At 48.9% G+C, this 18,782-nt stretch carries 15 protein-coding genes and 1 pseudogene; 6 read left to right on the forward strand and 10 right to left on the reverse strand.

Annotated elements, in window-relative coordinates:
- Positions 1-4: 4 nt before the first annotated feature.
- The 5 genes from uvrB to aepX all read right to left on the reverse strand — a co-directional run bounded on the left by uvrB (position 5) and on the right by aepX (position 6,247).
- On the reverse strand, positions 5-1,990 hold the full coding sequence (gene uvrB, locus IEW70_RS00945; protein ID WP_188646056.1) for an excinuclease ABC subunit UvrB: 1,986 nt from the start codon (positions 1,988-1,990) through the stop codon (positions 5-7).
- A gap of 330 nt (positions 1,991-2,320) precedes the next feature.
- Positions 2,321-3,064, reverse strand: coding sequence for a YheC/YheD family protein (locus IEW70_RS00950; protein WP_229751712.1), 744 nt, complete (start codon positions 3,062-3,064; stop codon positions 2,321-2,323).
- Between the two features lie 3 nt (positions 3,065-3,067).
- Positions 3,068-4,189 carry a 2-aminoethylphosphonate aminotransferase gene (locus IEW70_RS00955; RefSeq protein ID WP_188646057.1) on the reverse strand — a complete coding sequence of 374 codons (1,122 nt, stop codon included), beginning with the start codon at positions 4,187-4,189 and terminating at the stop codon, positions 3,068-3,070.
- Between the two features lie 16 nt (positions 4,190-4,205).
- Positions 4,206-5,354: a phosphonopyruvate decarboxylase gene (gene aepY / locus IEW70_RS00960; RefSeq protein WP_188646058.1), complete on the reverse strand. Its 1,149-nt coding sequence runs from the start codon at positions 5,352-5,354 to the stop codon at positions 4,206-4,208.
- Positions 5,355-5,359: 5 nt separating this feature from the next.
- Positions 5,360-6,247, reverse strand: a complete 888-nt coding sequence (aepX, locus tag IEW70_RS00965) for a phosphoenolpyruvate mutase (protein ID WP_188646059.1) — start codon at positions 6,245-6,247, stop codon at positions 5,360-5,362.
- Positions 6,248-6,634: 387 nt separating this feature from the next.
- On the opposite strand from aepX, the gene IEW70_RS00970 reads away from it, so the two are divergent.
- From IEW70_RS00970 to panD, 6 genes and pseudogenes are all read left to right on the forward strand, one after another.
- Positions 6,635-7,861 (forward strand): YheC/YheD family endospore coat-associated protein, encoded by a 1,227-nt coding sequence (locus IEW70_RS00970; RefSeq protein WP_188646060.1) that lies wholly within the window; start codon positions 6,635-6,637, stop codon positions 7,859-7,861.
- A gap of 592 nt (positions 7,862-8,453) precedes the next feature.
- Positions 8,454-9,203, forward strand: a complete 750-nt coding sequence (locus IEW70_RS00975; protein WP_188646061.1) for a YheC/YheD family protein — start codon at positions 8,454-8,456, stop codon at positions 9,201-9,203.
- A 363-nt stretch (positions 9,204-9,566) separates the two neighbouring features.
- On the forward strand, positions 9,567-10,688 hold the full coding sequence (locus IEW70_RS00980; protein ID WP_188646062.1) for a KamA family radical SAM protein: 1,122 nt from the start codon (positions 9,567-9,569) through the stop codon (positions 10,686-10,688).
- Between the two features lie 446 nt (positions 10,689-11,134).
- Entirely contained in the window at positions 11,135-11,515 is a 381-nt protein-coding gene (locus tag IEW70_RS00985; RefSeq protein WP_373285884.1) for a YheC/YheD family protein, read from the forward strand.
- Positions 11,516-11,567: 52 nt separating this feature from the next.
- Positions 11,568-12,374: a YheC/YheD family protein gene (locus IEW70_RS00990; protein ID WP_229751713.1), complete on the forward strand. Its 807-nt coding sequence runs from the start codon at positions 11,568-11,570 to the stop codon at positions 12,372-12,374.
- Positions 12,374-12,758, forward strand: a pseudogene (panD, locus tag IEW70_RS00995) (aspartate 1-decarboxylase). Before IEW70_RS00990 ends, panD begins: the two are co-directional and overlap by 1 nt.
- A gap of 73 nt (positions 12,759-12,831) precedes the next feature.
- Here panD and IEW70_RS01000 read toward each other — a convergent pair.
- The 5 genes from IEW70_RS01000 to ftsE form a co-directional block, all read right to left on the reverse strand.
- Positions 12,832-14,007 carry a hypothetical protein gene (locus IEW70_RS01000; protein WP_188646064.1) on the reverse strand — a complete coding sequence of 392 codons (1,176 nt, stop codon included), beginning with the start codon at positions 14,005-14,007 and terminating at the stop codon, positions 12,832-12,834.
- 94 nt (positions 14,008-14,101) lie between these two features.
- Positions 14,102-15,565, reverse strand: coding sequence for a S41 family peptidase (locus tag IEW70_RS01005; RefSeq protein ID WP_188646065.1), 1,464 nt, complete (start codon positions 15,563-15,565; stop codon positions 14,102-14,104).
- A gap of 272 nt (positions 15,566-15,837) precedes the next feature.
- Entirely contained in the window at positions 15,838-16,971 is a 1,134-nt protein-coding gene (locus IEW70_RS01010) for a murein hydrolase activator EnvC family protein (RefSeq protein ID WP_188646066.1), read from the reverse strand.
- Between the two features lie 41 nt (positions 16,972-17,012).
- Positions 17,013-17,909 (reverse strand): permease-like cell division protein FtsX, encoded by an 897-nt coding sequence (ftsX, locus tag IEW70_RS01015; RefSeq protein ID WP_188646067.1) that lies wholly within the window; start codon positions 17,907-17,909, stop codon positions 17,013-17,015.
- Entirely contained in the window at positions 17,899-18,585 is a 687-nt protein-coding gene (gene ftsE / locus IEW70_RS01020; protein ID WP_188646068.1) for a cell division ATP-binding protein FtsE, read from the reverse strand. The genes ftsX and ftsE overlap by 11 nt, the downstream gene beginning before the upstream one ends.
- Between the last annotated feature and the right edge of the window lie 197 nt (positions 18,586-18,782).

Here is an 18,782-nt window from a genome sequence, read left to right on the forward strand (position 1 = left end):
GGTATCAAGCTCCCTCCGCTTTCAGTTCCATAATCATGTCACGCAACTCGGCGGCGCGTTCGAAATGCAGGTCGCGAGCCGCTTGCTTCATTTCTTTCTCCAGTTTTTCGATCAGCTTGCGACGCTCTTTCTTTCCCATTTTGGCCAAATCCGGCGCTGCTTGATACTCGGCAGGCTCTTCTGCTGCCTTGGTGGCTTCGATGACGTCCCGCACCTTTTTCCGGATCGTTTGCGGAGTGATGCCGTGCTGTTCGTTGTAAGCCATCTGGATGGCCCGACGCCGTTCCGTCTCCTCGATAGCTTTCTTCATCGAGTCCGTCATGTTGTCGGCGTACATGATCACTTCTCCGTTGGCGTTTCGAGCCGCCCGTCCGATGGTCTGAATCAAAGAGCGTTCCGCCCGCAGGAAACCTTCCTTATCCGCATCCAAGATGGCAACCAGAGAGACTTCCGGCAAGTCCAGTCCCTCCCGCAAGAGGTTGATTCCCACTAGCACATCAAACTCACCCAGGCGCAGGCTCCGGAGAATCTGCATCCGCTCGATGGTTTTGATATCCGAGTGGAGATACTGCACCTTGATGCCCATCTCTTTCAGATAATCCGTCAAGTCCTCGGCCATTTTCTTGGTCAGCGTCGTCACCAGGGTCCGTTCATCCCGCTCGATCCGCTTCTGCACTTCGCTGATCAAATCGTCGATCTGCCCCTGAATGGGCCGGACATGAATCCGGGGATCCACCAATCCCGTCGGGCGGATGATCTGCTCCACCACTTCCGGACATTTTTCCAGCTCATATGGACCCGGCGTCGCCGACACATAGATCGCTTGATGTACCCGCTCCTCAAATTCCTCAAACTTGAGCGGCCGGTTGTCCATCGCCGACGGCAGGCGAAAACCGTGTTCCACCAGCATTTCCTTGCGGGAGCGATCTCCCTTGTACATGCCGCCGATCTGCGGAATGGTGACGTGGGACTCATCCACGATGAGAAGGTAGTCCTTCGGGAAATAATCCAACAAGGTATACGGTGCCTCACCCGGCTTCTTCCCTACCAGGTGGCGGGAGTAGTTCTCAATCCCGGAGCAGAAGCCCACTTCCCGCATCATTTCCATATCGTAACGGGTACGCTGCTCCAGACGCTGGGCTTCCAAAAGCTTGCCCTGATCATGTAGCTCTTTCAACCGGGCATCCAGCTCCTCCTCGATATCCTTCAGCGCCCGGCGCATGACCGCTTCCCGGGTGACATAGTGAGAGGCGGGGAAAATGGCGACATGCTCACGATCTCCCAGAACTTCCCCGGTTACCACATCAATTTCTCGAATCCGGTCGATTTCATCCCCGAAAAACTCCACCCGGATCGCCTGTTCACTGCGGGAAGCAGGGAAAATCTCCAATACATCTCCCCGCACCCGAAAGGTACCCCGGACGAAGTTGATGTCGTTTCGTTCATATTGGATATCCACCAGATCCCGCAGCACGGCATTGCGATCCTTTTCCATCCCAACGCGCAGGGAAACCACCTGCTCCCGGTATTCGTCAGGGGAACCCAAGCCGTAAATACAGGACACACTGGCGACGATGATCACGTCCTTCCGCTCAAACAGCGCACTGGTCGCCGAGTGGCGCAGCTTGTCAATCTCGTCGTTGATTGATGCATCTTTTTCGATATACGTATCCGTTTGTGGCACATAGGCCTCCGGTTGATAGTAATCGTAGTAGCTTACAAAATACTCCACCGCGTTGTGGGGAAAGAACTCTTTTAACTCCCCGCACAACTGCGCGGCCAGCGTCTTGTTGGGGGCCATCACCAGCGTGGGCTTGCCCACCCGGGCGATCGTGTGGGCGATGGAAAAGGTTTTCCCCGTTCCCGTCGCACCCAAAAGCGTTTGATGCTTTTTCCCTTCCAGCACTCCCCGGGTCAAAGCTTCAATCGCCTTGGGTTGATCCCCCTTGGGCTCATAATCCGATTCCAAACGAAACAACGCTTCGCCCATGGTAATCACCTCTGTTTCGTCACTTTATCCATTATAACATAACCTGGCAATATAAAGAGAACATCCGTTCTTTGAGCCGCGTGTTATTTTTTGCACAAAAAAGCTCTTCTACCTGTTGCGAAATAGAAGAGCTTGCTTTTTCCGAGGATAGAGTTTGTCTGCGACTCATTCCGACTACGGACTACGTACCTTCGGGCGGACCGAAAGGGCTGGGTTTTCCCGCTCGCTGTCGCCACACAAGAAAAGGACTATGGCGGGCCTCCCTGCTCTTAAACAACATCTTGACTTCTTCCTAAATATGAATCATCGAAACAGGCTAGCACTCCGGCCTTAACCTTTTTTATATTTCATGATACGACGATACATCGTTTGGTCTTTCAATTTGCGGAAATGGGATGTCATGGGGAGCCGATTTGCTTCGATGATCCAAATATGCCCGTTCTGATCCACTCCCACGTCCAACCCGTAATTGCGATGGTTGGGGTATCGTAGGGTTAAAATCTTGGCGGACAGCAAAGCGACCCTGTCGATTTCAGAAAGGATGGCACTTTCGGAAAGATCTTTCAGCGAAGATTTTTGGATCGCAGTTTTAACCTCTAGCAGGGTCCCTTTGCTCCTTTTATTGTTAGTGACGATGTACCCTTCTCCCGCTACTTTGGCCACTTTCCCCGTCACTCTCCATGAATCGGATTTCTTTTTGCGTTGGACCATCACCCGTATATCAAAGGGGCGATTACCGACTTTGGCAAGATGAATCCGTTGCTGAACCATATATGGTCGGGAGTTGATCAACTTTTTGAGATACCGATACGTCTTTCGGAATCCCCGAATCTTTTTCTTTTTATCCTCGGTGTGGACTTTATAGCGTTTGTTTCCGGATGACGACACCAAAATCACGCCAAATCCACGGTGCCCGATCACAGGTTTCAGAATCACCTGTTTGTATTTATCGATCATTTTCCGTAACGATCGACGGGAAAAAAGTTTTGTTTTCGGGAGATACGGCGTTAACCGGTCATCCTCAGCCATAAATGAATATCTCAACCATTTGTTTTTTCTCATATCCCGACTCATGTGCTATCCACCTTTCGGAACATAATGGATGGTATTTAGGTAACTTTCCAACAATTTCAGAAACCTTTCGATATCTTCATGGGTGATATCGCCGATATTGGCGATTCTGAAGGTTTTTGAGCCCACGAGTTTACCAGGGTAAATCGTGATATTTCGGCTGTAAAAGTAGTCATGCATGTCATTGAAATCGTATCCAGCACAATCCGGTTCGAGGATGGCCGTGATGAGTTTGGAATGATACTGCTTCGGGACAAGATATTCCAGTCCAAGCCGGGAAAGTCCCTTGATCAACGTTTCCCAAGACTTTGCGTACCGTTGATATCTTCCTTGCACTCCCTCCAGCTTCAGCTCCACAATAGCTTGTTTAAGAGCGTACAGGGTTTGGACGGGCGGGGTAAAACGCATTTGACGGGTTTTTGAGAAATACTGATATTGTGCATAAAGATTTAAGTAGTAATTTCGTGGTTTCTTGTGCCGCAAGTCATCCAATTTGCTCCGTTCCGCGATCACGAATGAGACCCCCGCCATCCCTTGAAGGATTTTGTTGGCACTTGCAGCCATAAAGCTGATATTCATCGCCTTCTTTTGGATCGGAATAGCCGCAAAAGAACTCATGGCATCCACGATCAGATCGATCCGGTGTTTCTTGCACAGTTGTCCAATCGATCCAATATCGTTTAGCAGACCGGTGGTCGTCTCATGATGGACGACGGCGAGATGGGAGATATTGTGAGAAGAGGTTTGAATCTGTTTTTCGAGGGCGGTTAAGTTGACGGACTTATCAGGAGGACTTTCAAATGCGATGTAGTTGATTCCATAGGCTTCAGCAATTTCGCACATCCGTTTACCGTATGCACCATTGTTAAGGATAAGCAAGTAATCTTCATTCACTACGGAGCTTATGATGGATTCGACCGCTGCCGTTCCCGATCCACCGAACAATACGGTGGTATATTCCCGCGGATCGGCCACCAGACGTGTCAGCTCCGTGGACACGTATTCCATCAGGCGGCCAAACTCCAGTTCCCGTGGGCAGATATCAGGTACCACTTGAGCGTATTTGACGGTGTCTGTCGTGGTGGCGGGGCCGGGAGTCAATAGGATGTTCCTCTTGATTTTTCCCATGGGATTTCCCCTTCCGTTAATCACGGGAGTTGTTTTTAATAAATGTCTGCAACCGCTCTTTCACTTCATAGGGTTTGATCTTGGGGCGGCCCAGTTGCTTCCGGGAACCTTTGGAAATCCTCATGTACAGAAAGGTCAGCCCGCCGCTTTGTCTCCATTCACGCATGGCAGTATGCAACTCTTCTAGGTTGTGAATGTAAATAGATTTCGTGTAACCGCAGGAAGCGGCGATCTCCACGAAATCGGTATTATGTGATACCGTGCTTTGCCCTCCTGTCGAGTCGTGTGCCTGGTTATCGAGCAGGATGTGGAGCATGTTGTGCGGGTTGTAAGAACCGTTGGTGGCTAGACTCCCCATGCGCATGAGCAAAGAACCGTCCCCGTCGATCACAACGATCTCCAGATCCTTCCCGGTCAGCGCCATGCCGAGCCCGAGGGAACCGGCACATCCCATGGAACCCACCATGTATAGGTGATTTGGGGCATCTTCGATTTCATACAATTCCCGACCTGTCTTTCCGGTTGTGGCAATCAGGACAGTGTTGCTCTTTTTCCATGTGCTGATCCTGCGAAGGGCTTCATACCGTTGGGGAATCTGTTCCGTGATCGCTTCCTTTTTTATGCTTTTGATACGGTTTACATGTTGGGGATGTGTTTGTTTTTGCAGGGGTTCATCAGTAAACGTTCCTTTTTTTACGACAAAAAAGAAAGGGCGGTTCTTTGCAATCCATTGATCGGCCTGCAATAGCTGTTGTTTTGCCTTTTTTAGATCGGCCTGCAAATACTGCCATTTCACTTGCATGAGATCCAGCATTTGCGTGGTGATTTGCCCCATCAGTTCATGCTGTGGTTCATCGGGGGCACCTGGTTCCCCGCGGAGGCTGACAAAACCGAGGACCGGAATCTGAAAGGGGTAGTTGAGGGAAACCAAGGGAGAAACTGCGTTGGTTAGTCCTGAATTTTGCATCAGAACCACAGATTTTCTCCCCGTCAGCCAGACCCCGGATGCGATGGCCACGGCATCGCCTTCATTTGCCGCCGCGACATATTTGCATTTGTTAATGGCATAGTTGATCAGGTTATTCAGAAAAGAGCACGGAACTCCACTGTAAAACGAAAAACCCAAATGTTTCAGCTCTTCTCCAAATGCTTTGGTATCCAGCATCGTCATCACTCCATCTTCTTTTTGCCAGGAAGGTATTTCTTTTCCGCCGCCTCTAGCTCTTCCGCTTGTTGGAGACGGAAGATTTCCTCGATGGTTGCCACCTTGCCTTCCACATTCATCAGGTTTTTCTCCCGATAGACTTGTCTTGATATGTTTTTCATTGCAACGATGGATGCCCTCATATTGTGGTTGGCCCAGATGACGAGCTGGATCCCCAACTCCTTAAACCGGTCCGTCGGAATGGAATAATATTTGGTCGGTACGATGACCACGGGATGCCTGCCATTCCATTCTTTCATAAATGCCTCAATTTCCGTGATGTCCGACCGTTTGCTGTGGATCAGGATAGCATCTGCACCTGCTCGTCGGTATGCCTCCGCCCTTCGTAACGTTTCCTTTAGACCCCAGCCCGCAATGAAAGCTTCCACTCTCGTGACTACAATGAAGTCATCATCCTGTTGGGTGTCTTTCATCGCTTTGATCTTGCCGCAAAACTCCTCTATATCGGCAAGAGGTTGGGCTTCTCCGTTAATAAAGGAGTTGGTTTTGGGAAAGAGTTTATCTTCAATACAAACACCTGCTATATTTCGTTGCTCTAATTTTTTAACCAGACGCCGGGCGTTATTGAAGTTTCCGTATCCCGTATCTCCATCCAGCAAGATGGGAATGGAGGTGGCGTCACTCATAAACTCTAATACATCCAGTACTTGTGTCCAGGAAGCTTCATTATTATCTCTGACACCCAAGCTTGCGGAGATGGTGAGACCGCTGGCCCAAATCCCTTTAAACCCAGTCTCTTCCACGATTTTTGCAGATATCCCGTTATGAGCTTCCATGATAAATTCTGGATCATTCGATTGAATAATCTCTTTTAATTTCGTTGTTTTCTTCATTAAAGAACCCCTTACTATCGTAATTATTATTAATTTATTGAAAGGGAACGGAAGAGGTCCCGGCTCGTATCTTTACTTGGAAAGCCTGATTTTTTAAAAACCGATCCGGCGGTTTTAGGAGGAACACCGATCCGCAAAAGACGATGTCATCTGCGGATTTTTTTTTTAATCGATTCCACTGCACTGGTTAGCAACCAAAGTCCAAGCAATTGATAAGAAAGGAGCATAGGGTAAATCAACGTCACAGGAAGGATGGGATTTTAGTCTATGGGGAAAAAGTCAGTTTACCCAATACAAGTTGGATTATTGAAGGGTTCCCAGAAAACTGTTTCCCTACCCGACCCATGTTTTAGCCAATTGAATCCATCTTCGGAGATCAGGCTGAAAGTGGGGAAGTGGGAAACACCGATAGGAGTAATCCAGCACTCATCCGACAAAAAGATTCTGTTGTCCGAAGATCTCCTATCAGAAAGCGGTTTGTTCAACGGGACGGAATGTTACGTAAAGGTCGGTAAAATCCTGCAATTGGGGCCCTTGATCGGAGTGTTCACCAGCCGGGAACATATCCGCCAGTTAAATCAGCAGGACGCTTCCTTCCGTACCTCGGAGATCTTGAAGGCGAGCGTTAAAGCGGGAACAATTCTGTACCATTTCAGTGTCCGGGACCTGCTGTGGAATAAAAAAATGGTCAAGGGGACCGTTTTCAATCCTGCATCCCAAAAATGGGAGAAACGGATGTTTCCTTTTCCCGATGTTCTTTATGACCGGGCTAGCGGAAGAGCTTACCGGAAATATGAACGACATGTCCGGGCCAGAAAGAAGATGGCGGAGATGAAGATTGCCAAAGTAAATGCGGTTCATTATTTTGACAAATGGGATTTATTCCGCCAGTTGAATCGTTATAAAGACGTCAAAGATTATCTGCCGGAAACCCACAAATACAAACCTTTTTATTTGAAGAAAATGCTGAAGAAACACCCCGTCATCTACTTGAAAGCCACCGTCGGCAGTATGGGGACCCGAATTATGCGATTGGAGTCAGAAGGACCGAAGTACAAATACAGTGTATACAGGAATAAACTGAAGACCGGTCATTCATTCTCTCTGCAAAGAGTGAATAAAAAAGCCGTTAATTTTTTTGGGGATGATAAAATTATTATGCAACAGGGCATCCAACTGGTTAAGGTGGATAATGGAAACGTAGATATGCGCGCCACTGTACAAAGGAACGGAAAAGGGGAGTTGGAGATCAACTCCATAGCGGTTCGCTTGGGAAAAGAAGGATCTCCCATCACCAGTTCACGGACGGGGTCCAATATTGTACGTTTGGATGAGTTTATAAAAGCTCACGGTAAACATTATTCGGATAAACTGGAAGGGAAAATCCATCGATTTCTGACCCTGATCTACCGCAGGATTGAAGATATATACGGGCCTTTCGGAGAAATGGGAATCGACTTTGGTCTGGACGCATCGGAGAATATCTATTTCATTGAATCCAATGCCAAACCGGCGAAGGATTCGCTATATAAATCCTTTGACAGGAAAACCATCGACCAAGCTTTCCGCAATCCAATGGAATATGCCAAGCACCTTTCCGGGTTCCAATCATGACTGAGGTAGGGTGTTTTCTGCAGGACTCACAGCTTTGGAGAAAACTCCCGGACCTTAGAGTCCGGGAGTATATGGGATTGTTCTAGTTCTGACGGAAATACCGGATACAGCTATCGGATGTGTGATCGTACCATTCGTATTTTCCGGTACGGTAGCCTTTCACTTCAGCCCTTCCGCGTGTGGCTTTGAGAAATAAAATAAATGATAAGCTCTATCAAATCGGGCCTGTCGATTAGCCAATGATTGAAAAAAAGAAGCTCCTTCGTGAACAATCATTTTGAAGGGCCAACTTCAAAACACGTAACACAAAGGAGCATCCTATGAAACAAGATACCCTACTACAGATCTCGTGAGTCTCAATGAAGTTTATCCTAAATCTTTCTTTTTACTTCAGCGTTTATACTCAATCGAAAACCGACGGTAGTGATCCATCCACCCAGCAACGCTCAACAATCCAACGGTGACAGTATTCCTGCCTTACGTGAATCGGTCAACATTGTGGGGGCTTTTTCCTGTTTCGGTCGGTTAATCGACATTCCTGGTATCAAAGATATATTGAAGCTAAATATTTGATCGTTTGAAAGGTGATATCATGTCTATTAAAAAACACCACGTAAAAAGCAAGCTGGCAGTAGCTTACCAGCTTCTTCACACTCCCGAGGTCTCCGTCCATATTCCGGAAACGGAGCTGTTTTATAAAAAGTCGTTTAAACAGATGATAAAGAAACATAGCAAGGTCTACCTTAAACCGGATCGGGGAAGGAAATCCAGGGGAGTGCTGCGGGTTGAGAGATTAAAAGGTAACCGTTTTAAAATAAGGTCCGGATCCCGCAGCAAATATGTGAATCACAAGTATATTTGGACAAAAGTGAACCATATGATAAAAGACAAAAGATATATCATCCAACAAGCTATTGACAGTGTGACAAAGGATGGACGACACTTTGATCTACGTTGCCATTTAGTAAGAATCCATGGTAAATGGAAAGTTTGTGGGATTTGTGGAAGGTTGGGGGAACGGGGTAGTGTTGTGACTACATCTCATTTGGGCGGTACTCCGACGTCTGTTGAGAAACTTTTTTTCCGACATTTGAATTATTCCAGAAGAAAAAAAGAAAAAATGATTAAGATATTGGAAAAATGTGCTGTTGAAGCCGTCAACAATGTGAGTCGAATGTATCCAAATCTGAAAGAGTTCGCTGTGGACATGGGAATCGACACCAAGAGCAGGGTTTGGATTTACGAAGTAAATATTGAACCGCTGACAAAGGGGAATTTTGGAAAGCTACCCGACAGAACCCTGTATCGAAAAATTAAGAAGATGAGGAAGATGGCAAGGTGAAAATATATATGATGTAGTGTTAAAAACATCTCACGGGACCGAAAAAGTATTCAAGGAACCCATTTCAATGCACATCTTACCCACTTCCGGAAGTGCTTTATCATCGTGGAAGCGGAAGAACGTTGCAATTCCAAGAATGCGGACATACGCAAACACCTCGAACCGATTGTAGTGACACAAATAGGGAGGAGGGTAGCCATCCTGTCTGAACCAGCCAATTGAGATAGGCATTTAGAGAAGTCACCGCTTTGGACTGTGATTTTCACTTGAACACCCTGTAATAGGCAGTATATTTTTAACCTTCCAATCATTATCCTAGTACCATCTATGGTGTTGATGAAAAAATAACTGGAGGGTGATTCCATGGTGTTGCCTAGTTACATCACTGATATCAGAAAGATACAGGAGATCCCGGAAGAAAAGCGAGAAAAACTAACCCAAATTACGGACAAATTTGTTTTTCGGTTAAATAACTACTATCTCTCTCTGATCAACTGGAATGATCCAAACGACCCCATTTATAAACTGATTATCCCCAACGAAGCTGAACTAGATGAGTATGGAAAGTGGGATGCTTCAGACGAACACATCAACTATGTCGCGCCCGGATGTCAGCACAAATATGACACGACCGCCTTGCTCGTAGTCTCAGAAGTGTGTGGAGCTTACTGTCGCTTCTGCTTCAGAAAACGTCTCTTTCGAAACGACATCCATGAAGCATCCCTAGATGTGGCTCCAGGTGTTGAATATATCCGGAAAAACCCACAAATCAACAACGTTCTCCTCACCGGGGGCGACTCCCTGATCCTGGCTACACGGAAAATTCGGGGGATTTTAGAAAGATTAAGGGAAATTCCCCATGTAAAAATCATCCGCTTCGGGACCAAACTGCCTGCTTTCAATCCGATGCGGATTTACGAGGATAAAGAACTGATAGAGACACTGTCGGAATATTCCCTGCCCGATTCAAGGATTCATGTCATGGCTCACTTTAACCACCCACGGGAGCTGACAGATCAGGCTTATCGGGCGATCGACGCACTGCAGCGAGCCGGAGTCGTCCTGGTCAACCAGACCCCGGTGTTGAAGGGGATTAACGACGATCCAGAAGTATTAGCCGAACTCCTTAACAAGCTATCTTGGGCCGGAGTGACTCCCTATTACTTTTTCCAAAACCGCCCTGTGGCCGGTAACGCCGGCTTCGTTCTCACTTTCCGGAAAGCCTACGAAGTGATCGAACAGGCCAAAGCCCGCACCTCCGGTCTCGGCAAGCGGGTCCGTTACTCGATGAGCCATTCGTCTGGTAAGATCGAAATTCTCGCGGTGGAGGGCGACAAGATTTACCTCAAGTACCATCAGGCTAGGAACCCGGACTTCTACGGTAAATTCATGGTTTTCGACCTTCCGGAAAACGCGAGTTGGTTTGACGACCTACCAGGATCCGAGAAGGTTCTTGAAGCTCAATCATTGGATACCAACGATTAAAAGGTAACTTGGTTACGGGAGCGACGGTTCACGTTATCCGGACACTCCATCACCCCCGGAAGCAGGAGATCCCCTGATCAATCTATTCGGTCAGGCCATCGGGGTCAACACCTTCGTCGTCTATCCCCCCAGTCGAAGCCCATCCCCATCGATGTGGGTAAACCACTTCATGATGGCGTCTCATTTAACAAAGGGGTCTTCTCGGTTTATTTGGAATCCCTTTGATTCATTTCTCTAACGGCTCTTGTAGCCGTTTTTTTTGTGCCCAGAATTCCCGAATGGCAAAGGCAGGTAGAGCTGTTAGCTTAAGCAAAGGTGTCCATGGCGATATGGAATCGGAAAGGATCCGACGGCAAATCCGCCTTTTTTAATCTCTCACTCAACTGTGAGCACACAATAGTAGAAAGCTTCATATATATATATTGTAAACAAACATAATAGAAGGAGTGAATAGATTTGGTAGTTATAAATGGAAGCTTTCCGGCTGGTTGGCCAGAGTATCCACAAACAACAAAGCCGTTACAAATTGGTCGAAAGGAGGAAAATTGGTTCCGTTGGGAAAGGTGCTGGCAGCAAACAAGCTGAATGAAACGGAAATATCCAGGGAATTGGCCAACTTGGCGCATCAAATCTCTCACACACTTGGATCCTATTATGGGATGCGGGTCTTAGGGGTGGATATGGCGGTCGATAAAAAAGGTAAAGTATGGTTCATCGAAGCGAACACAAATCCGGTTGTGCGACGGTTGTTTAAGGATTTCGGGAACAAGCAAATGTACCAGAAAGTCCTTCACACTCAGAAGTATATTGAAGCGATGTATCAGTAGTGTGGGTCAGCACCAGTCGGGATGTAAATTTCATAGAGAAGGAGGGTTTTGGTTGGCTGTTCAAAAGTATGTCTCCAATAAAATGAAATACAACAAAGTGCTCCTGAAGGATCCCTGGCTCTCCTCTTATGTTCCGAAAACCCTTTGGTTTTCTGTCACAGCATTGGAGGATATGCTAAAAGCTTATCCAGTAGTTTTTATTAAACCGAATTCTAACCACAAAGGGAACCAAATCATCCGGGTTAAAAGCACTCCACAGCAATGGGCTCAGTTCCGGGAGAAGTCATTCTATGAACTTCGCTACAGCTACAAAGAAGATGTAAAAACCTGCTCTTTGAAAGAAGTGATGAAAGAAGTCGTAAATGAGATCAACCCGAACAAAAAATATATTGTCCAACAAGGAATTGATTTGGCCACTTTCGATGGGTCACCCTTTGATCTACGGATCTTAATGCATAAACCGGGGGAAAGATGGCAAATCTCTGGATGGTTGGCTCGAGTGGCAAAAAAGGACCAGATTGTAACCAACCATATCAGAGGAGCCAAAGTCCTGCCGTTAGACCAAGCACTGAAAGATAATGGGCATGTGAATATTGTCGATCTGACGATGAAGCTGGGTGATCTGGCTCAACGAATTTCTCTCGCGCTTGGATCTTATTTTGACTTACGAATTTTGGCTCTGGATATGGCTGTCGATAATGATGGGAATTTGTGGTTTATTGAAATGAATTCATCCCCTATGTTCCGAAAAATGTTCAAAGAGTTAAAAAACAAGGAAATGTATGCCAACATCATCAGTACACGCAATTACATTTTAAAGAAATATAAACGCACCCATCCTAAGAAGAAGGTGAAATAATGCTTTTGACGGTGATGAAATCAAAGATCCACCGGGCGACAGTGACGGAATCGAACCTGAACTATGTGGGGAGTGTCACCATTGACGAGGAGATCATGGAAAAAGTAAATATTCTCCCAACGAAAAGGTTCAGATCGTGAACAACAATAATGGGCCCGTTTGGAAACATATGTCATCTCCGGACCCCGAGGCAGCGGGGTCATCTGTTTAAACGGAGCAGCTGCACGCCTGGTTCACCTGGCGATATCGTGATTATTATTTCCTATGTCATGCTGGAGGAAGTTGAGGCAAAAGCTTTCAGCCCCCCGGGTGGCCGTCATGGGAGAAGGAAACAAGATCAAGGAAATGCTGGTGAAGGAAATTGCCAAGACAGAAAAGCCCTGAAACAAGAACGATCGGTGTCACATTGGAGTGCCACCGATCGTTTTTTGTTCCGGTGCAAGACCGTCCATCTTGCCTATACCGCTTCCTCCGCTTTTTCCTCCTTGGAAGTGCGGCACCATCGCTTCACCGGACCGGGTTCGGGGGCTGCCACAATGCCGAGATGAGGCGGGTCCCCTTCATACATGGAGCGCTGGGCCAATTTGGCTTCCCCGTGGACATCCAGTCCCTCCATTTTGCAAAAGGCGGGAGACTTGTCCAGGCTTTCCCGCAACTCTTCCAGTGTCGACACCTCCGCTCCATTGACCCGCAAAACTGTTTCCCCCGGCTTCCATCCCATTTCCTCTGCAGGGGTATGAGGAAGTACGGCCCATACTTTCAGCCCTTGCTCCACTTTTGCATAGAGAGGGGTGCGGTGCCGTTCACGAAACCGGCCTATCACATGAATCGCTTCGTGCCCGGCGAGGCAGTAACCGGCGGCCAACCATACGCCGGGCTTCCAAACCATCGACACCCCGGTAAGCACGGCCAAGGTCAGGGCGTAGAAAAATACGAAGGAAGACGAGCGCCGCTTTTGCTGCAAGGGCTGCCGAGACAAGTTGAGACGGGAGTATCCCGTCAAGACGGGAAGCGGCAGCCAACCGGCCGCTGTCTGCACGACCATGGGGATGGGCCAGATTTTGCACCACAGGTAACCCCCCACCCGCTGGCCGTTCACATCTTTTGCGACCACCGGGGTGCTTCCCGCTTCGCCATCGATCCGAACCAACAGCCACTCTACCATATGCAGGAGCGCTACCAGCCACAGCCAATTCAGCACCGGATATTCCCGAAGCAGGCCGGCCAGCAACTCTCCTGTGCCGGAAAGCGTTCCAGCGGGCAGCTCCCGTATGACCAGACTGAGCAGACTGATCAAACCGACGGCATACGAAAGACAGGCAAAGCGCAATCGGAAACACGCCAGGCACAATGTAACCACCCATAACCAGGCCACATCCACCAAACGAAACGGCAGACTGATGAAAGAAAATCCCCAGGATAACAGCAACCCGGCGACGGCCCCTTCTGCCAATATGCGCAACAACAAGGGAGTCGGCGGATGGAGATGCTTACCGAACCGCATATGTTCCCGCAGGCTTTTCCATCCAACCTGCCAGGCGACGAGAATCACCGCTGCCAGCCAAAACGGGTGTACCAAAAGCAGCTTCCAGGACTCCAAAGGCATTTTCCATAATGCCAGAGCAAACTCCAATCTGATCCCTCCTGATCAGGAAAACACAAAAGTGAAACCCACGGCACGGTATGTCGTGGGTTTCATCTTCGACAAGGGAAACCAACTTCCTGCATTACTTCATGTTCTTTTTCAGCGTCTCGATAGCCACCCGCAGTTGCAGATCGCTTTCCGGTTTGCGAAGCGTGGAGAGGAATTTCTCCTGCAGCTTCATAGCGGTCTTTTTGTCCACTACGCCGGTGACGGGCAAGTTGTTCGTTTTCTGGAATGCCTTGACTGCCGTTTCCGTCTGGGCGCTGAAGTACCCGTCTTTCCGGTCGGTTCGGAAGCCGATAGCATCCAGGACCAGCTGCAAATTCCGCACGTCATCGGAAGCCATATCCCTTTTCAGGGGTTTTTCCGCTTGCGGCGGAGTGGCTTTGTAATAATCCGGAAGCTTCACTTTCACATCCGGCGTCACACCCTTTTTGTGGATCCAGTTTCCTTTGGGTGTCAGCCATTTGGCCATGGTCAGCTTGATGTTGCTGCCGTCGGCGAAGTCTTCCGCCGTCTGAACCGTTCCTTTTCCGAAGCTTTGCTGCCCCACGACCGGATACCCTCCGGACTCCTTCAGAGCGGCAGCCAGAATTTCCGAAGCGCTGGCACTGCCCTTATCTGTCACCACTACAATCGGGTACGGCTTTTTGCCTTCCAGTTTGGATTGGTATTTTAACCGGTTACCGGCTTTATCTTCCGTCATCATGATCGTTTTCTTGTGGGGCACCAGTTGTTCCGAGATTTTTAGGACCGATGGCAGCAGTCCGCCCGGGTTCCCCCGAACGTCGATGACGAGACCTTTCATCCCTTGGTCTTCCAGCTTATTCAGGGCTTTTTCAAAATCTTTGGCGGTATCGGTGGAGAACTGGGTGATTTCGATCTTGCCAACTTTCCCCTCCAACATCTTGCTTCGCACCGTCTCAATCGGGATCTCGTCCCGGATCACCGTGATTTTCATAATCGAATCATGTCCGGGCCGAACCACTTGCAGGTGGGCTTTGGAACCCTTCGGTCCTTTGATTTTGGATACCGCTTCGTTCAGGCTCATCCCTTCCAGACTTTTTCCGTTCACTTTTATGATCTGGTCGTCGGGGCGAAGCCCGGCTTTTTCCGCCGGAGAGTCCTTAAACGGCGATACAATGGTCACCCGGCCGTTTTTCAGCGTGACTTCTGCACCGATCCCCTGGAAGGAGGACTCCAGGGTGGAATGGAACTGTTCCGCCGTCTTTTTATCCATATAAGCGGAGTAAGGGTCATCCAAGGCTTCCACCATTCCATGGATGGCCCCGTCCACCAGCTTCTGATCCGATACGCCATGGATATAGCGTCCTTTGATCAAGGCATACGCCTGTTTCAGTTTGTCCATGTTGTCCTCCAGGCCTTGTGCGTCTTCAGCCGGAGGCAGGGCTCCCGTCAACAAGGGGGACGACCCCGTCACGATCGATAAAAGACCGCCGTTTCCTACCACCATCGCCGTGGTCACACTGCTCAGCACGACGGACAACACGACTAATAATGCAGCGGTTCTTCCGCGCAGATACATATATACACCACCTTTGGTCCGTCTGCCCCATCGCGATGACCGATCCGCTTGTGTCTAATCCCGACGGGTAATTTGTCTCGTTTTGTGCAATTGATCATATTTAGCCATTGATCTTATTTATATGTGAAAAGGGACAACGTTATTATACGCTTTCACTCTAGCAAAGATCTCCCCGTTTCACAAGAAAGGGAAATGGGACAGAGGCCAATGTGCTCCCCGAGGGGAACGGACATTGGCCTCCTGCCTTTCATGGTCAGAACTTTTATTCAAGATCACTTGAAGTACGGTATGGGGTCGGTGTGATTGCCGTTTTTCAATACTTCCACGTGAAGATGGGGTCCCGTAGACCAGCCGTTGTTGCCGATCCGCGCAATCGTTTGACCGCGGGATACCTTTTGCCCCACTTTCACCGATACGTCCTGGGGATACATGTGTGCATAAAGGGTAGCCAGTCCGCCCCCGTGAGAGATGATCACGATATAACCATATCCCTTGGCTGGCCGGGATTCGATCACGGTCCCGTCTTCCGCAGCATGGATGGGGGTACCCATCGATCCGGCAAGATCGATCCCTGTGTGCATCCGGTACTGCTTGCGAACAGGATGATAGCGCATGCCGTAACCGTCGGTCATTCTGGCTCCGGTGACCGGCCAATAAAATTTGCCGCCGGCGTGATCCACATCCTCAGAAGCCTTCTCTTTTCGGGCTTCCGCTGCTGCCTGTTTACGCAGAAAATCCCGAATCCGACGCTTCTCCTCGTTGTTAGCTGCCTCCAGGTCCTTTTGCTTCGCTTTCAAGGCAGACAAATCCTTTTCATATTCGGCATACTCTTTGGTTAAACGAGCGTGGATCTTTTCTGCCTTTTCCGCCTTTTCCTTCTCTTCTTGCAAAAGGACTTCGATCTCCTTCTTCTCCTCGGCAAGGAACTTTTGATCCGTTTTATAGTTCTGTATCAGGATCTTGTCCCGCTTCGTGATCAGCCGGATAAACTCCAGCCGACTCAGGAAATCACTGAAGGAGTCCGCTTGCAACAACGTATCGAGATAAAACATTTCACCCTGTTGATACAATGTGCGGATCCGGTCGTTAAACAAAATCCGCTGCTGCCGGATCTGCCGCTCCTTGTTGAGCAGCTGTTCCTTTTTGCGCTTCAATTTTTCCCCAGTATCGTACACACTTTGGTTGAGCTTCTCCAGCTCACCCTTCATCCGGCTCAATTCGGCAAAAGCGGCTTCCTTCTCTTCCAGCGTCGCTTGCTTTTCCTTTTCGAGCCGCTGGATCTCCTTGTCCCTTTTCTTCACCCGCTCCCGCTGATCATCCAACGCATCGGCAAAAGAGATGGCGGGGGAAAAACCGGCCATCCACAGCGACAGAACCGTTACCCCCGCCCAGATCTTTCTTTTCACTCCATCCTCCTCCTGTCATCACCCGCTGATCGGGCGTTTCATCATACACGCAGGAATCGACGGATGGATATGAGACTGCCCCAGACACCGATCATCACGCCTAACAATGTTGTCAAACCCGCCACGTAGAAGGAGAGCGGCCACATACCCATCAGTTTGAAAAAGCTGTACGCATTGTTGGCTTCCAAGATGTTCACAACGGCGTTGTATCCGACCAACACGACCGTCACGGGAACGATAGCTCCCAAAATCCCGATGACCCCGCCTTCGATGAAGAACGGCCACCGGATAAACCAGTTGCTGGCACCCACCAACCGCATGATCTCGATCTCCCGGCGACGGGCAAAAATGGTCAGCTTGATGGTATTGGAGATGAGGAAGGCGGCCAAAGCTGCCAGACCCAGCCCGAACACTAACACCATATTACGTACCCAGCTGGACAGGCCCAACAGCTTGTCCGTCACCCCTTCACCATATTCCGTATGGTCGATAAGCCTGTAATTTTGGTCGATCTTCTTGGCCAATCGTTCCGTTTGCTGCGGATTTTTTGCTTCAATGACGAAGGTATCCGGCAGGGGATTGTCTTCCTCCAGCCCGGACAGGAAGTGGGCATCATCACCCCATTGGGCCTTCATCTGTTTCAAGCCTTCTTCTTTCGGAACGAAGGTCACTTTTTTTACTTCCGGCTCTTTTTCAAGCTGCCCCTTCAGCTGGTCAATATCATCATCGGTAGCCGACACGCTGACAGATGCCCGGATGGCTACCTGCTTGTCCAACTCCGATGCGAGGTAGTTGATATTGAACGCAAACACCAGAAAGATCCCAAAAATCAGAAGCGTCACCGCTACGGCACTGCAAGCAGCGAATACCATCCACGTGTTTCGCCTCAAACTGTTGATCGCTTCTCGCGTGTGACGAATCATTGTATCAATCTTCATAACCATACTCCCCCTGCTCCTCGTCACGGACAATGACACCTTGTTCGACGGCGATCACCCGCTTGCGCATGGTGTTTACAATCTCTTTGTTGTGCGTGGCCATTACGACGGTGGTTCCGCGAGAGTTGATCTCCTCGAGCAAATACATGATGTCCCAGGAGTTTTCGGGGTCGAGGTTTCCCGTAGGCTCGTCGGCAATCAGAAAGCTGGGGTTGTTCACCATCGCCCGTGCGATGGACACCCGCTGCTGCTCACCGCCGGAGAGCTGGGACGGATACGCATTCATCCGGTCGTACAAGCCGACCAGCTCCAGCATCTCGTGCACCCGGCGCTTGATCTTCCGTTTGGGCGCTTCGACGGCTTCCATGGCAAAGGCGACATTTTCATATGCCGTCATATTGGGCAACAGTTTATAGTCTTGGAAAACGACACCGATATTCCGGCGCAGGTAGGGAATTTTCCAGTCCCGTACCCGTTTGACGTTCACTCCGTTGATAAGGATCACGCCGTGGGTCGGTTTTTCTTCCCGGTACATCAGCTTGATGAACGTACTTTTCCCTGCACCGCTGGGACCGACGACATAAACAAATTCACCCTGATCGATCTTGACATTGATGCCGTTCAGGGCTTTTACACCGTTTTTGTACACTTTGTAGACATCGTGCATTTCGATCACAATATCACCTTCGTATGCCAGTGTGGATTTCCACAAGAAGTCGATGAATGAAAGCAAACGAACGAAAAAATAAGTGCTTTGGTCAAATTTTTCCTTTTTTAAGCCAGCGTTCTTTTCTATTATATCATCTCCCCGGAATTTTCCCAGAGAGATTCATAGAATGTCGACAAATGACAACAAGAGAAACCCTGCTCAGA

Source organism: Marinithermofilum abyssi, from assembly GCF_014641195.1.
GTDB lineage: Bacteria > Bacillota > Bacilli > Thermoactinomycetales > DSM-45169 > Marinithermofilum > Marinithermofilum abyssi.

Excerpts from the sequence above, each read along its gene's own strand:
- uvrB (WP_188646056.1), bottom strand. The coding sequence starts at position 1,990 with ATGGGCGAAGCGTTGTTTCGTTTGGAATCGGATTATGAGCCCAAGGGG.
- IEW70_RS00950 (WP_229751712.1), bottom strand. The coding sequence starts at position 3,064 with ATGAGTCGGGATATGAGAAAAAACAAATGGTTGAGATATTCATTTATG.
- IEW70_RS00955 (WP_188646057.1), bottom strand. The coding sequence starts at position 4,189 with ATGGGAAAAATCAAGAGGAACATCCTATTGACTCCCGGCCCCGCCACC.
- aepY (WP_188646058.1), bottom strand. The coding sequence starts at position 5,354 with ATGCTGGATACCAAAGCATTTGGAGAAGAGCTGAAACATTTGGGTTTT.
- aepX (WP_188646059.1), bottom strand. The coding sequence starts at position 6,247 with ATGAAGAAAACAACGAAATTAAAAGAGATTATTCAATCGAATGATCCA.
- IEW70_RS00975 (WP_188646061.1), top strand. The coding sequence starts at position 8,454 with ATGTCTATTAAAAAACACCACGTAAAAAGCAAGCTGGCAGTAGCTTAC.
- IEW70_RS00980 (WP_188646062.1), top strand. The coding sequence starts at position 9,567 with ATGGTGTTGCCTAGTTACATCACTGATATCAGAAAGATACAGGAGATC.
- IEW70_RS01005 (WP_188646065.1), bottom strand. The coding sequence starts at position 15,565 with ATGTATCTGCGCGGAAGAACCGCTGCATTATTAGTCGTGTTGTCCGTC.
- ftsX (WP_188646067.1), bottom strand. The coding sequence starts at position 17,909 with ATGAAGATTGATACAATGATTCGTCACACGCGAGAAGCGATCAACAGT.